This window comes from Achromobacter sp. (assembly GCF_050285565.1).
GTDB lineage: Bacteria > Pseudomonadota > Gammaproteobacteria > Burkholderiales > Burkholderiaceae_B > Achromobacter.
On sequence record NZ_JBLZXG010000011.1, the window covers coordinates 144,042 to 157,818 of the forward strand.

The window sequence follows — 13,777 nt, forward strand, 5'->3', positions numbered from 1 at the left end:
AACGAATTGTCTGTGCATGCAAGACATGCAAGCGCGTGTAGCCAAGGGTGGCGGCCATCGGTGCCAGGCCCGGCCGGGCGGGGACGAAAAGGGAAATGCCCGCGCGAGGCGGGCCGGGGGGCGCCAAAGACCGGTGGCCGGAGGCGGGCGCGAATGCCTGCGACGCTATGGCTCGCGCGGCGCCAGTTCCGGCGGCAAGGTGCGCAGCGTGGCGGGCGTGCGCGACAGTTTTATCGGCGAGCCGACGCCGCGGTAGTCGCCCTGTTCCAGCACCATGCCGCGATGCCGGGTGTGCGGATGCGCCAGCGCCTGGTCCACCGTCTGCACCGCCGCGGCCGGCACGCCGGCGCGCAGCAGGCGGTCCGCCAGCGCCGCCGCGTCATGGCGGGCCAGCAGCGCGGCGAGATCGTCGCGCAGCGCCTGGCGATGCGCCAGGCGGTCGGCGTTACTGGCGTAGCGTGCGTCCGTGGCCAAGGCCGGCGCCTCCAGCACCTGCGCCAGTTGCGCGAACTGACGGTTATTGCCGACCGCCAGGAAGATCGGCCCGCTGGCGGTCGGCAGCGTCTCGTAGGGCGCGATGTTCGGATGCGCGTTGCCGCTGCGGCCCGGTGTCTTGCCGCTGTAGAAATAGTTGGGCGCGTGCGGATGCAGCAGCGACAGCGCGCAGTCGTACAGCGTGATGTCGAGGAATTGGCCCAGGCCGCTGCGCGCGCGTTCGTTCAACGCCAGCAGAATCGCCACCGCCGCGTTCAGGCCCGTCACCATGTCCACCACCGGCAGGCCCACGCGGGTGGCGTCGCCATCGGCCTCGCCGTTCACGCTCATCAGGCCGCACATGGCCTGGGCGCAGGCGTCGTAGCCCGGCAGGCCGCCCAGCGGGCCGTCGGCGCCGAAGCCGCTGACGCGGCAATGGATCAGCGCCGGGAAGCGCTGGCTCAGCGTGTCGTAGCCCAGGCCCCACTTCTCCAGCGTGCCGGGCTTGAAATTCTCGACCAGCACATCGGCGTCGGCCAGCAGGTGGCGCAGCAGATCCTGGCCCGCCGGTTGCGACAGGTCCAGCGTCATGCCGCGCTTGTTGCGGTTGACGCCAACGAAGTACGACGCGGTATCGCCCAGGAACGGCGGCCCCCAGCCCCGCGTCTCGTCGCCGCCGGGCGGCTCGATCTTGAGGACGTCGGCGCCGTGGTCGGCCAGGATCTGGGTGCAGTACGGGCCTCCCAGCACGCGCGACAGGTCGATCACTCTGCAGCCGGCCAGGGCGCCGGCGTCGGGAAGCTTGGGAGCCATGGGGCCTCTGCGGTCAGTCGATGGAAACGTGGGCGCTCTGGATGAGCGCGCGCCACTTGGGCACTTCGGTCGTGATGAAGGACGACAAGCCTTGCGGCGTCTGGTCCTGGGCGCGCACGATGCCCTGGTTGTGCAGGGTCTGTTCGATCGCGGGGTCGGACAGCGCCGTGCGGAACGCCTGGTTCAGCATGGCGACGGTCTGCGCCGGCGTGTCCTTGGGCGCGACGATGCCGAAGAACACGCTGACGTCATAGCCGGACAGCCCCTGCTCGGACAGCGTCGGCAGGTCGGGCAGCGCGTCCGAGCGCTGCGCGCTGGCCAGGCCGATGGCGCGCAGCTTGCCGGCCTTGATGTACGGCAGCGCGGTCAGGATGTCGGTGAATGACATCGACACTTGTCCACCCAGCAGGTCGTTGAGCGCGGGGCCCGTGCCTTTGTAGGGAATGTGCATGATGCGGGTGCCGGCCATCTGGTTGAACAGGATGCCGGCCAGGTGCGACGACGCGCCGTTGCCGGACGAGGCATAGCTGAGCTTGTCCGGATTCTTTTTGGCGTACGCGATCAGTTCCCGCGCGTTGTTGGCCGGCACCGACGGGTTCACCACCAGGATGTTGGGCAGGTGGCCGATGCGGATGATGGGTGCGAAGCTGGTCTCGGGGTTGTAGCCCTGGTTCTTGTACAGGCTGATGTTGATGGCCAGCGGCCCGGAGGTGCCGAACAGGAGGGTGTAGCCGTCCGGCTTGGCGGCGGCCACGTATTCGGAGCCGATGTTGCCGCCGGCGCCGGCGCGGTTTTCGACGATGACGGTCTGGCCCAGCGGCTGCTTGAGCTTTTCGGCCAGGCGGCGCGCCAGCGCGTCGGTGGGCCCGCCGGGCGGGAACGGCACCACCAGCGTGACCGGGCGCGACGGATAGGCGTCGGCGGCCAGCGCCGGCGGCGCGGCGGCGATGGTGGCGGCCGCCAGCAGCAAGGGGGTGAACGGGCGTTTCATGGTTGTCTCCAGTGGTTGGGGCGCGCCGGCTGTGCCGCCGGCGTCGTGGCGCGCCAGGCTACAGCGCGTATTGCAGGATGTCGCGGTTGGCGGCGCTTTCGTCGGCGGCAATGGCGTAGGGGTCGCGCGGGGCGAGGCGATGCTGCAGCACCTGGTCGGCCAGCAGGGCGCGGCTGGCCAGGCCGTCGCCGGCGGCTTCCCAGCGCAGCGCCGCCATTGACACCGCGTGATACAGCAGCGAGGCGGCCTGGCGCGCCAGTTCGGCATGGTCGCCCTGCGCGGCGTGTTCGGCCAGCGCGTAGGTCTGTCGCAACGCGTTGGCCTGGATCGCGGCCAGCGCGGGCGGGCAGGGCGCGCCTTTCGCAAGCAATTGGTCGATATGGCGTTGCAGCGCCGGCAGCGCGCTTTCCTTCTTGATGGCGCGCAGCACGTCCAGCGCCACGATGTTGCTGGTGCCTTCCCAGATCGAGCCCAGGTGCGCGTCGCGCACCAGGCGCGGCTCGCTCCATTCCTCGATGTAGCCGCAGCCGCCGCGCACTTCCATGGCGTCGCCGGTGACCTTGCGCGCATCGCGGCAGGCGCGGAACTTGATCAGCGGCGTCAGGATGCGCGCCAGCGCCGGATCGCCCCGGCCCTGATCGGCGTCGGCCAGCGCGCGGGCGGTCTGGAACATGACGCCGCGGGCCTGCTCGGCCCACACCGTCATCTTCACCAGTTGGCGTTGCATCAACGGCATGTCGATCAGGCGCTTGCCGAACGCGCGGCGGTGCTGCGACACATAGACGGCCTCGGTGACGGCACGGCGCATCAGGCCGGCGGCGCGCATGCCGTTGGACAGGCGCGAGTTGTTGATCATGTCGGCCATGTGCTTGAAGCCCTTGCCGCGCTCGCCCACCAGCCAGGCCACCGCGCCTTCCAGGCGGATCTCGCCGCTGGCCATGGAGCGGGTGCCGAGCTTGTCCTTGAGCCGCAGGATGCGGTAGTGGTTGTGCGAACCGTCGGCCAGGTCGCGCGGCAACAGGAACAGCGATACACCCTTCAGGCCCGGCTCGCTTTCGCTGCGCGCCAGCACCATGGCGAAACCGGCGTCGGGGTTGGAGCAGAACCATTTGTCGCCGTGGATGCGCCAGCTGCCGTCGTCCTGGCGCAGGGCCGTGACCTCGGTGGCGCTGACGTCCGACCCGGCGCCCTGTTCGGTCATGAACATGGCGCCCTGGCGCAGCGTGTCGAAATCCTGGCTGGTGACCTGCGGCAGCACCCGTTCGACCAGCGCCGGATCGCCGAACTTGCGCAGCGTGCGCGCCAGCGAATCGGTCATGCTGACCGGGCAGCACAGGCCGAACTCGGCCTGCACGAACAGGTGGCTGAGCGCGTACTTGGCGGCGGCTGGCATCGGCTCGGGCCAGCCCAGCACGCCGCCGCGATGCGACAGCGCCGCCAGGCCGAATTCGCAGTAGGCCAGGCGTTCGAGTTCGACATAGGCCGGATGCTTGTCGATGCGCGACTCGTCGGCGCCGGCGCGGCTGCGCACCGACAGGGTGGGGGGGTGCTTGTCGGCGGTGGCCGCCAGCTCGTCCATCAGGCCGCCGGCCAGTGCGCCCAGGCGGTCCAGGTGTGGCAGCAGGTGCGCATGCAGCGCCGCGGGCAGGTAGCGCCGGGCCAGCGGCGCGGCATACGGATCGGCGCGGAACAGGTTCAGGCCGCGCGCGTCCGGGACGGGCGTGGTGGCGGCGGCGGGCTGGGCGGGGGTATCCATGGCGGCTTCCTGCGCAAAAAGGGGGATTGCCCGCATGGTGCGACGATGGATTAATCTATACAAATACCGTTTTTGTGTAGACCTATCCAATAAAAATATGGATCTCGGCGCGTGGCCGCCCGGGAGGAGACCGATGGACCTGGATCCGCGCCTGCTGCGCTATTTCATCGCCGTGGCCGAAGAGCGCCATTTCAGCCGCGCGGCCGCCCGGCTGCACATCTCCCAGCCGCCGCTGAGCTACGCCATCCGCCAGCTCGAGGACAACGTCGGCGCGCGCCTGCTGGCGCGCACCAGCCGGCAGGTCGCACTGACCGCCGCCGGCCAGGTGCTGTACCGCGAGGCCCTGACGCTGCTGCGCCAGGCCGAGGACGTGCGCATGCTGGTGCAGCGGGTCGACGCCGGCCTGCGCGGGCGCTTGCGCATCGGCTTCGTCGGCTCGATGCTGTATCGCGGCCTGCCGGCGCTGCTGGCGTCGATGCGGGCGGAACTGCCGGACGTGGAACACGTGCTGACCGAGCTGAATTCGCACGAACAGATCGAGGCGGTGCGGCGCGGCGAGCAGGACCTGGGGTTCATCCACGCCAACCCGGTGCCTGCCGGCGTGGCCGCGCGTGACCTGATGGCCGAACCGTTCGTGGTGTGCCTGTCGCAAAGCCATCCGCTAGCCGGGCGGCCGTCGCTGGCCCTGCGGGAGCTGGCCGCCGACGACTTCGTGTTTTTCGCCCGCGCCGCCTCGCCCAGCTACTACGAGACCGTGCTGTCACTTTGCGTGAGCGCGGGCTTCATGCCGGTGATCCGCCACGAGGTGCGCCACTGGTTGAGCGTGGCCTCGCTGGTGTCGCAGGGGTTGGGGGTGTCGATCGTGCCGTTGTGCCTGTCGCGCAGCGGCCTGGCGGGCACGCGCTTCATCGCGTTCGAACACCAGGCGCGCTCGGTCAGCCAGGTCATCTGGCCGGACGCGGGCCGTTCGCCGTTGCAGGAAAAGGCCCTGGCGCTGGTGGCGCGCCAGTTTCCGGCCTAGCGGAACACCACGGTCTTGTTGCGGTTCAGCAGGATGCGGTGCTCGACGTGGCTGCGCACGGCGCGCGACAGCACCAGCGATTCGATGTCGCTGCCAACCTGGGTCAGATCCTGCGCCGTCATGGTGTGGTCGACGCGCTCGATGTCCTGGTCGATGATCGGGCCTTCGTCCAGGTCGGAGGTGACAAAGTGCGCCGTGGCGCCGATGATCTTGACGCCGCGCGCGTGCGCCTGGTGGTAAGGACGGGCGCCCTTGAAGCTGGGCAGGAAGCTGTGGTGGATGTTGATGGCGCGGCCATTGAGCGCCTGGCACATCTCGGCCGACAGGATCTGCATGTAGCGCGCCAGCACCACCAGGTCGATCTCGTAGCGGTCCACCAGCGCCAGCACCTGCCGCTCCTGATCGGCCTTGGTGTCGGGCGTGACCGGCAGGTGGTGGAACGGGATGCCATAGGACGCGGCCAGGCTGGCGTAGTCGTTGTGATTCGAGACGATGGCGGCCACTTCGGCATGCAGCTGGCCGCTGTGCACGCGGAACAGCAGGTCGTTCAGGCAGTGGCCCTGCTTGCTGACCATGATCAGCAGGCGTTCCTTGCGGCGCGCGTCATGCAGCTGCAATTCCATGTCGTATTCGGCCGCCATCTCGTCCAGGCGCGTGCGCAGCGCGTCCGGGGCCGCGCCGGCCGGCAGGTCGAAGTGCACCCGCAGGAAGAAGCGGCCGGTTTCCTCGTCGCCGAATTGCTGCGAATCGAGGATGTTGCAACCCGATTCGAACAGCAGGCCGCTGACGCGGAAGACGATGCCGGTGCGGTCGGGGCAGGACAGGGTCAGGATGTAGTCGTTGTGCTGCATGGTTCAGGGAAATGAAGGGGAAGAGGCGTCATCCGCCAGGCGCGCCAGGGTTTCTTCGGCCAGCGCCAGGCTGGACGTCAGTCCGGGCGATTCTATGCCAAACAGGTTCACCAGGCCGGGCACGCCGTGCGCGGCCGGGCCGGCGATGACGAAATCGGCGGCCGGCTCGTGCGGCCCGGAGATCTTGGGGCGGATGCCGGTGTAGCCGGGCGCCAGGGCATTGTCCGGCAGGGCCGGCCAATAGCTGCGCACGGCGGCGTAGAAAACCTCGGCGCGGGCCGGGTCGATGGTGTAGTCCTCGGTGCCGACCCATTCGGTGTCGGGGCCGAACTTGGCCTGGCCGCCCATGTCGAGCGTCAGGTGCACGCCCAGGCCGGCATGCTGCGGCACCGGGTAGATCAGGCGCGAGAACGGCGCGCGGCCGGACAGCGTGAAGTAGCTGCCTTTGCACAGGTAGTCGGCGGGGATGCTGGCGGCCGGCACGCCCTCGATGCGGCGCGCCAGCGCCGGGGCCTGCAGGCCGGCGGAATTGATCAGCACGTTGCAGCTCAGGGTCATGGCTTCGTCGCCGCCGAATTGCAGCGCGAAGCCGCCTTCGGGGCGCACCCGGCCAGACACCAGCGGCGTGTGGAACACGCACTGGGCGCCGGCGTTCTCGGCGTCGCCCTGGTAGGCCAGCATCAATGCGTGGCTGTCGACGATGCCGGTGGACGGCGACACCAGCGCGGCCGTGCAGCGCAGCGCGGGTTCCAGGCGCATGGCGTCTTCGCCGGAAATGAACTGCAGGTCGTCCACGCCGTTGGCGCGGGCGCGCTGCGCGATGCCTTCGAGCTGGGCGGCCTGGTCGGCGCTGGTGGCCACGATCAGCTTGCCCAGCCGCCGGTGGGGAATGCCACGTTCGGCGCAATAGGCGTAGAGCAGGTGCTTGCCGCGCACGCACAGGCGCGCCTTGAGACTGCCCGCCGGGTAATAGATGCCGGCGTGGATGACTTCGGAGTTGCGTGAACTGGTGCCGGTGCCGATGGCCTCGGTGGCCTCGGCCACCAGCACTTCGCGGCCGGCCTGGGCCAGGGCGCGCGCCACGGCCAGGCCGACCACCCCGGCGCCGATGACGACGCAATCGATGTCGGCGCTCATGATGCCTTGTCCCCGGCGCGCCCACCCGCGGGCGTCAGGTCGAATCCGCCCGCGTGGAACACCAGCGGCGGCTCGGCGCTATGTCCGCAACGTTCGACTTCTCCGACCATGATGACGTGATCTCCCTCGACATAGCGGCTGCGGTTGTGGCAGTCGAACCAGGCGGCGCAATGGCCATCCAGCATCGGCGTGCCGCCTGGCGCGTGATGCACGGTCAGGCCGGCGTAGCGGTCCGGCGTCTTGCCGGTGGCGAAGCGCCGCGCCAGCGCGATCTGGTGGGCGCTCAGCACGTTGACCACGTAACGCTGGCACTGCTCGAAAGCGGCCAGCGACGAGGAACTGCGCGACAGGCTCCACAGCACCAGCGGCGGGTTCAGGGACACCGAGTTGAACGAGCTGACCGTCAGGCCGATGGGCGCGCCATCGAGGTCGGCGGTGGTCACGACCGTGACGCCGGTGGCGTAGCGGCCGAGTGCGGTGCGGAAGAAGGCGGCGTCGAAATCAGGGGAGGAGGCGGGCATGCAATTGAGAGATGGGGCGGGCGCCGCGGGCTCATGCGGCGCCCGGCGGCGTCAAGGCGACAGGCGTTCGATCTTCCAGCCCTGGCCGTCGGCGACGTAGCGCAGGCGGTCGTGCAGGCGCGAGGGCCGGCCTTGCCAGAATTCCAGCGAGGTGGGCTTGAGGCGGTAGCCGCCCCAGTGCGGCGGGCGCGGCGGCTGGTCGCCGTAGCGGGCGCGGAATTCCTGCTCGCGGGCTTCGAGCTCGGCGCGGGTGATGGGCTGGCTCTGGCGCGAGGCCCACGCGCCGATGCGCGAACCGGCCGGACGGCTATGGTAGTAGGCGTCCGATTCCTCGGCCGGCACTTTTTCCACCACGCCCTCGATGCGCACCTGGCGCTCGAGCGGCTGCCAGAAGAACAACAGGCAGGCGCGCGGCTCGGCCAGCAGGTCGGTGCCCTTGCGCGACTCGTAATTGGTGAAGAACGTGAAGCCGTGCTCGTCGAACCCCTTGATGAGCACGATGCGGGCGCTGGGCTGGCCGCTGGCGTCGACGGTGGCCAGGGTCATGGCGTTGGGCTCGGGCACCTTGGCGGCCAGGGCCTCGTCGAACCAGCGGGTGAACTGCTCGAACGGAGACGCGGCGGCCTCGCTTTCCAGCAGCACGTTCTTTTCGTAGCTTTGACGCAGATCGGAGACAGACATGGGAGGTTGGATTCAGCGTTGATAACAAGCAGTTTATACCGCCGGAGAACCCCTTCCCTCATTGACCCCGCGCAGGGCCCGGGCAAGTTTTCGCGTCCGGGGGCTTCAAGGGCCTTCGGGCAGCGTATGGCTGTCCTGTTCCAGGCGCCGGGCGATGGCGTCCAGGCGGGCGTCGTGGATGCCGGCGGCGCGCAGCGCCTGGGCCGTCTGCACCACGTAGTCGGTGCAGGGGCCGTAGCGGCCGGCGGCCCGGCGCACGATGGCAAGCAGCTCGGCCTCGGGCAGGGCGCGGATGTAGGCCGGGTTGTCGCGGTTCATGATGAATACCAGGGCGCGCACCGGGCCGGCCTCGGTGCTGCAGTTGAGCCAGCGCGGCAGATAAGCGCCGGTGGACATCTCGCGGTCCCACAGGGCGGGGAAATAGGTCGGCACCTGGCTGCCCGCCAGACGGTAGACCACCCCCCGGCAGGAGCCGCCGCGATCCAGGCCGAACACCAGGCCTGGGCATTCGGGGGTGCCGCGGTTGACCCGCGACCACAGGCACAGGGCGCGGTGATGGCCGCGCAGGGTGGCAAGGCGGCGCTCTTCGAAATCGAAATCGGGGCGCCAGATCAGCGATCCGTACCCATATACCCACACGTCCTCGCCGTCGCGCCAGTGTTGCAGGGCGGCCTGCAGCGAGGCGTGTCGCTCTTCGGGAGTCCACAGACGGAAAGGCAGGCTGGCGCCGGCCACGGAGGGAGAAGACTGCATGTTCACGACTACGGTTTCCGGTCAGGCTCGATCGGGGGGTTGCGATTGGCCCAGCCACCGGCCATCAGGGCCACGGAATAGGCCCAGAACAGCGGGGCGACGCCGATGACCGCACCCAGCGCGCCGAAGGTCAGCGGCAGGGACACCTGGGAACCGTTGATCAGCGCCATCCGCAGCCCCACGGCTTCGGCGGCGCGGCCCGGCGGCGAATGCTGGTGCAGCAGTGAGAGCATACTCGGTTGGCAGCATCCCAGCGCAAGCCCAAGAATGAAGGACAGCCCGATCAGGACGCCAACGTCGGTGAACAGCGGATAAAGCATGAAGTCGATGGCGGCCGTGGCCATCGCCGCCCGCACCAGCGTCCAGGAGCGCACCCGGCGCTGGATCAGTGGCAATACGAGGCGGATGATGAATGTTGCCGCCGCGAAGGACGCCAGAATGACACCGATGGTGGTGGCCGACAGGCCGATGGCGACGCCGAAGATGGGTACCACGAACAGGTGCGTATCCCAGGCGCCCGAGAGGATGGTGTTGACCATCAGGATGCGGCGCAACGCTGGCACCGCCAGCAGCTCGGTCACCCTGCGGCGCTGCGCCTCCTTGGCGCCGGACAGCTGCGAATCCACCGCCTTCAATTGGTGACGTAGCAAATACAGACCGCCGGCCGATAGTAGCGGGCCCAGCGTCAGCAGGCCGAAGGCCAGCCGGGTGCCCAGATTGTCGATCGCCAGACCGGCGATCAGCGGCCCCGAGAAGCCCGAGCCGGCCAGGGCCAGCGACATCAGCGAAAAATTGCGCAGGCGCTGGGCCGGTTCGGCATGGCCCAGCAGGTCCTGCGTGGCCACCTGGTGCAACATGAAGCCGATGCCGATGCAACAGGACGCCACCAGCAGTGCGAACTGGGTCTGCGACAGGAATGGCAGTGCCGTGCCGAGCGCCACCAGCGCGGTGCCGGTGACCAGCGGCCGGACAATGCCGACCCGGTCGACCCAGCGGCCGGCGCGCACCGAGAACAGCATCGGCAACACCGCGAACACGGCCACCAGGGTGCCGACCTTGAACGTCGACAGCCCCATCTGCAAGGCCGTCAGCGACACGGTAATCCGTCCCCCTGTCAGCGCCACATGGTTCAACATGGCCAGCACGCACAACAGCGCCGCCCCGGAAAACTCCGGGGCGGCGCTGTTTGAAGAGGGGGAGGGGGGCGGATTGGACACGGATACGGCTTAACTGCGTTCATTCTGTGCCGATCGTCGGCCTATGTCGAGGCGCGGTTTTTTTGCGCCGCCGCAATCCATGATGGGAGGCGGCAAGGGGATAGGCGCCATCTATGGCCCATCTGCGACAAGGATGCGGCAAGATGGCGTCACGTTGCCCGATGGTTCCGCAGAATGGAAACGCTAATGCGCCGCAACAGATGTGTCGTTCGTGCAACGGAACAATTTCCGCGCCGGATGCCCCAATGGAGGCCGCTTTACCGTTTTTCACCCTTTCGCCACAGATTGGCCATGCTTTGACCGTACCCGCCGTTTAGCATGAGCGGTCAGTATGGGTACGCATGCTTCCCCATCCGTATCGACTTATTCGAGTGGCGGACGATGCCTCCGCCCCCTCCTCCTGACTGGTTCAATGAAAAAACCTCGTAGCAAAGTCCGGCGTTACGCCTTGATCGCCGTCGTTCTCCTGATCATCGTCTTTGGCGTCCGGGCCGCGTTTTTCTCGTCGCCGCCACCCCCCACTTTCGCCGTGGCCGAGGTCGTCCGCGGCAATCTCGAAGACAGCGTGCTGGCCAGCGGCACGATGGACGCCATCGAGCGCGTCAGCGTCGGCGCGCAGGCCACCGGCCAGTTGAAGTCGCTGAAAGTGGCGCTGGGCGACCGCGTGAAAAAAGGACAACTGGTCGCCGAAATCGACGACATGACCCAGCAGAACGACCTGCGCAACGCTCAGGCCGCTCTGCAAACCCGGCGCGCCGAGCGCGCCGCCAAGGTCGCCACCCTGAAGCAGGCCGAACTGGCCTTCCGCCGCCAGCGCCAGATGCTGGCGGCCGACGCCAGCTCGCGCGAGAACTACGAAGCGGCCGAGGCCACGTTGGGCGTGACGCGCGCCGACATCGCCGCGCTGGACGCGCAGATCGCCCAGGCCGAGATCGAGGTCGACAAGGCCAAGGTCAACCTGGGCTACACCCGCATCGTCTCGCCGATCGACGGCGTGGTGGTAGCGGTGGTGACCAAGGAAGGCCAGACCGTCAATGCGTTCCAGAGCGCGCCCACCATCATCAAAGTGGCCCAGGTGGCCACCATGACGATCAAGGCGCAGATTTCCGAGGCCGACGTGACCCGCGTCAAGCCGGGCCTGCCGGTGTACTTCACCATCCTGGGCGAACCGGACCACCGCTACCACGCCACGCTGCGCGCGGTGGAGCCGGCGCCGGACTCGATCCAGAAGGACGACGCCACCGCGTCGCTGACCTCGTCCAGCTCCAGCTCCACCAGCGCGGCGGTGTACTACAACGGCCTGTTCGACGTGCCCAACCCCGACGAAAAGCTGCGCATCTCCATGACCGCGCAGGTCTCCATCGTGCTGGGCGAGGCGCGCGACGCCGTGGTGGTGCCGGCCTCGGCCCTGGGCAAGCGCGGCGCGGACGGTCGCTACGAAGTACGGGTGGTGGGCAAGGACAACCAGACCGAGACCCGCCAGGTCAGGATCGGCATGAACAACAACGTGCAGGCGCAGGTGCTGGACGGCCTGGAGGTGGGCGAGCGCGTGGTGTCGGCCGATGCCGCGCCGGTGGCCGCCGCGGCGGGACGCTGACATGGCCGAACCGTTGATTTCGCTGTCCGGGGTGCGGCGCGAATTTCCCGCGGGCGAGCAGACCATCGCCGTCCTCAAGGACATCAACCTGACCATCGAGGCCGGCGAAATGGTGGCCATCGTCGGCGCGTCCGGGTCGGGCAAGTCGACCCTGATGAACATCCTGGGCTGCCTGGACCGCGCCACCCGCGGCGACTACCGCGTCAGCGGCCGCAGCACCGGCGAACTGGATCCGGACGAGCTGGCGCAACTGCGGCGCGAGCATTTCGGCTTCATCTTCCAGCGCTACCACCTGCTGTCCGACCTGACGGCGCAGGGCAACGTCGAAGTGCCGGCCGTCTACGCCGGCAAGCGCCGCGAGGCGCGGCTGGCGCGCGCCGCCGAACTGCTCGAACGCCTGGGACTGGGCGAGCGCACCGGCCATCGTCCCGGCCAGTTGTCCGGCGGCCAGCAGCAGCGCGTGAGCATCGCCCGCGCGCTGATGAACGGCGGCGACATCATCCTGGCCGACGAACCCACCGGCGCGCTGGACACGCACACCGGCCAGGAGGTGCTGCGCATCCTGGAGGAATTGAATGCCGCCGGCCACACCATCATCCTGGTCACCCACGACATGAACGTGGCGCGCCACGCGCGGCGCATCATCGAGATCCGCGACGGCGAGATCGTCTCCGACCAGCGCAATCCCGACGCGCCGCGCATCCAGGCGGTACGCGAAGAAGCCGCGCCGCTGCCGCCGCGGCCGGCCTGGCAGGCCTACCTCGACCGTTGCGGCGAAGCGCTGCGCATGGCGCTGCTGGCCATGAACGCGCACCGGCTGCGCACTTCGCTGACCATGCTGGGCATCATCATCGGCATTGCCGCGGTGGTGTCAGTGGTGGCGCTGGGCGAGGGCTCGCGCCAGAAGATCCTGGAAGACATCAGCGAGATCGGCACCAACACCGTCGAGGTATTCCCGGGCAAGGACTTCGGCGACGAAAAGGCCCTGACCATCCGCACCCTGGTGCCGGCCGACGCCGAGGCGCTGTCGCGCGAATCGTATGTGGACAGCGTCACGCCCGAGGTCTCCACCAGCAGCACGCTGCGCTATCGCAATGTGGCGGTGAATGGCTCGATCCAGGGCGTGGGCGAGCAGTATTTCCGCGTGCGCGCGGTCAAGCTGGCGCAGGGCAAGTTCTTCGATGCCACCAGCGTGGCGCGGCGCGCCCAGGAAGTGGTGATCGACGAGAGCACCCGCAAGACCCTGTTCGGTTCGCACACCGACCCGATCGGGCAGGTCGTGTTCCTGGGGACGATGCCGGCGCGGGTGATCGGCGTCACCAAGAAGAACGACACCGTGTTCGGCAACAACGAAACCCTGAACGTGTGGATTCCCTACACCACGGCGCTGTCGCGCGTGCTCGGGCAGCAGCATCTCAAGAGCATCACGGTGCGCGTCAACGACGCCGCGCCGCCGGCGGCGGCCGAACAGGCCATCACCAAGGCGCTGCTGCGGCGCCACGTGGTGAAGGACTTCTTCGTGTTCAACACCGACGCCATCCGCAAGACCATCGAGCGCACCACAGCCACCATGACGCTGCTGGTGTCGCTGATCGCGCTGATCTCGCTGATGGTCGGCGGCATCGGCGTCATGAACATCATGCTGGTGTCGGTCACCGAGCGCACCCGCGAAATCGGCGTGCGCATGGCGGTGGGCGCGCGGCGCAGCGACATCATGCAGCAGTTCCTGATCGAAGCCGTGCTGGTCTGCCTGATCGGCGGCGCCGTGGGCATCGCCCTGTCGCTGGGCCTGGGCGTGCTGGTGTCCAAGGCCACCGGCGGTTCGTTCCGCATGATCTATTCGACCGCGTCGATGGTGGCGGCGTTCACCTGCTCGACGCTGATCGGCGTGCTGTTCGGCTATTTACCGGCGCGCAACGCGGCGCGCCTGGACCCCGTCGAGGCGCTGGCCCGGGAATGAGAACG

General features: G+C 68.6%; 12 protein-coding genes. 3 read left to right on the forward strand and 9 right to left on the reverse strand.

Going from position 1 to position 13,777, the window contains the following annotated elements:
- Nucleotides 1-165 precede the first annotated feature (165 nt).
- Genes ACN6O8_RS22345 through ACN6O8_RS22355 form a run of 3 tightly spaced genes read right to left on the reverse strand, consistent with a single transcriptional unit; the run spans nucleotide 166 to nucleotide 4,034 of the window.
- Nucleotides 166-1,287, reverse strand: a complete 1,122-nt coding sequence (locus tag ACN6O8_RS22345) for a CaiB/BaiF CoA transferase family protein (protein WP_427993174.1) — start codon at nucleotides 1,285-1,287, stop codon at nucleotides 166-168.
- A 13-nt stretch (nucleotides 1,288-1,300) separates the two neighbouring features.
- Nucleotides 1,301-2,278, reverse strand: a complete 978-nt coding sequence (locus tag ACN6O8_RS22350) for a Bug family tripartite tricarboxylate transporter substrate binding protein (protein WP_427993175.1) — start codon at nucleotides 2,276-2,278, stop codon at nucleotides 1,301-1,303.
- 58 nt (nucleotides 2,279-2,336) lie between these two features.
- Nucleotides 2,337-4,034, reverse strand: coding sequence for an acyl-CoA dehydrogenase family protein (locus ACN6O8_RS22355; protein ID WP_427993176.1), 1,698 nt, complete (start codon nucleotides 4,032-4,034; stop codon nucleotides 2,337-2,339).
- 133 nt (nucleotides 4,035-4,167) lie between these two features.
- Between ACN6O8_RS22355 and ACN6O8_RS22360 the strand changes: the two genes are divergently transcribed.
- On the forward strand, nucleotides 4,168-5,055 hold the full coding sequence (locus ACN6O8_RS22360; protein ID WP_427993177.1) for a LysR family transcriptional regulator: 888 nt from the start codon (nucleotides 4,168-4,170) through the stop codon (nucleotides 5,053-5,055).
- On the opposite strand, the gene purU is transcribed toward ACN6O8_RS22360, so the two are convergent.
- The 6 genes from purU to ACN6O8_RS22390 form a co-directional block, all read right to left on the reverse strand.
- Nucleotides 5,052-5,906 carry a formyltetrahydrofolate deformylase gene (gene purU, locus ACN6O8_RS22365; protein WP_427993178.1) on the reverse strand — a complete coding sequence of 285 codons (855 nt, stop codon included), beginning with the start codon at nucleotides 5,904-5,906 and terminating at the stop codon, nucleotides 5,052-5,054. The genes ACN6O8_RS22360 and purU overlap by 4 nt on opposite strands.
- Nucleotides 5,907-5,909: 3 nt before the next feature.
- Nucleotides 5,910-7,043 carry an NAD(P)/FAD-dependent oxidoreductase gene (locus ACN6O8_RS22370; RefSeq protein ID WP_427993179.1) on the reverse strand — a complete coding sequence of 378 codons (1,134 nt, stop codon included), beginning with the start codon at nucleotides 7,041-7,043 and terminating at the stop codon, nucleotides 5,910-5,912.
- Nucleotides 7,040-7,564 (reverse strand): flavin reductase family protein, encoded by a 525-nt coding sequence (locus ACN6O8_RS22375; RefSeq protein ID WP_427993180.1) that lies wholly within the window; start codon nucleotides 7,562-7,564, stop codon nucleotides 7,040-7,042. The genes ACN6O8_RS22370 and ACN6O8_RS22375 overlap by 4 nt, the downstream gene beginning before the upstream one ends.
- Nucleotides 7,565-7,615: 51 nt before the next feature.
- The gene (pdxH, locus tag ACN6O8_RS22380) at nucleotides 7,616-8,245 is read right to left on the reverse strand and encodes a pyridoxamine 5'-phosphate oxidase (RefSeq protein ID WP_427993181.1); all 630 of its coding nucleotides are present in this window, start codon (nucleotides 8,243-8,245) and stop codon (nucleotides 7,616-7,618) included.
- Between the two features lie 105 nt (nucleotides 8,246-8,350).
- Nucleotides 8,351-9,004, reverse strand: coding sequence for a gamma-glutamylcyclotransferase (locus ACN6O8_RS22385; protein ID WP_427993182.1), 654 nt, complete (start codon nucleotides 9,002-9,004; stop codon nucleotides 8,351-8,353).
- Nucleotides 9,005-9,006: 2 nt separating this feature from the next.
- The gene (locus ACN6O8_RS22390) at nucleotides 9,007-10,134 is read right to left on the reverse strand and encodes an MFS transporter (RefSeq protein WP_427993230.1); all 1,128 of its coding nucleotides are present in this window, start codon (nucleotides 10,132-10,134) and stop codon (nucleotides 9,007-9,009) included.
- A gap of 493 nt (nucleotides 10,135-10,627) precedes the next feature.
- On the opposite strand from ACN6O8_RS22390, the gene ACN6O8_RS22395 reads away from it, so the two are divergent.
- On the forward strand, nucleotides 10,628-11,812 hold the full coding sequence (locus ACN6O8_RS22395; RefSeq protein WP_427993183.1) for an efflux RND transporter periplasmic adaptor subunit: 1,185 nt from the start codon (nucleotides 10,628-10,630) through the stop codon (nucleotides 11,810-11,812).
- Nucleotide 11,813: 1 nt separating this feature from the next.
- Entirely contained in the window at nucleotides 11,814-13,772 is a 1,959-nt protein-coding gene (locus ACN6O8_RS22400) for a MacB family efflux pump subunit (RefSeq protein WP_427993184.1), read from the forward strand.
- The last annotated feature ends 5 nt before the right edge of the window (nucleotides 13,773-13,777 follow it).

Excerpts from the sequence above, each read along its gene's own strand:
- ACN6O8_RS22345 (WP_427993174.1), bottom strand. The coding sequence starts at position 1,287 with ATGGCTCCCAAGCTTCCCGACGCCGGCGCCCTGGCCGGCTGCAGAGTG.
- ACN6O8_RS22375 (WP_427993180.1), bottom strand. The coding sequence starts at position 7,564 with ATGCCCGCCTCCTCCCCTGATTTCGACGCCGCCTTCTTCCGCACCGCA.
- pdxH (WP_427993181.1), bottom strand. The coding sequence starts at position 8,245 with ATGTCTGTCTCCGATCTGCGTCAAAGCTACGAAAAGAACGTGCTGCTG.
- purU (WP_427993178.1), bottom strand. The coding sequence starts at position 5,906 with ATGCAGCACAACGACTACATCCTGACCCTGTCCTGCCCCGACCGCACC.
- ACN6O8_RS22350 (WP_427993175.1), bottom strand. The coding sequence starts at position 2,278 with ATGAAACGCCCGTTCACCCCCTTGCTGCTGGCGGCCGCCACCATCGCC.
- ACN6O8_RS22390 (WP_427993230.1), bottom strand. The coding sequence starts at position 10,134 with ATGTTGAACCATGTGGCGCTGACAGGGGGACGGATTACCGTGTCGCTG.
- ACN6O8_RS22370 (WP_427993179.1), bottom strand. The coding sequence starts at position 7,043 with ATGAGCGCCGACATCGATTGCGTCGTCATCGGCGCCGGGGTGGTCGGC.
- ACN6O8_RS22400 (WP_427993184.1), top strand. The coding sequence starts at position 11,814 with ATGGCCGAACCGTTGATTTCGCTGTCCGGGGTGCGGCGCGAATTTCCC.
- ACN6O8_RS22360 (WP_427993177.1), top strand. The coding sequence starts at position 4,168 with ATGGACCTGGATCCGCGCCTGCTGCGCTATTTCATCGCCGTGGCCGAA.
- ACN6O8_RS22355 (WP_427993176.1), bottom strand. The coding sequence starts at position 4,034 with ATGGATACCCCCGCCCAGCCCGCCGCCGCCACCACGCCCGTCCCGGAC.
- ACN6O8_RS22395 (WP_427993183.1), top strand. The coding sequence starts at position 10,628 with ATGAAAAAACCTCGTAGCAAAGTCCGGCGTTACGCCTTGATCGCCGTC.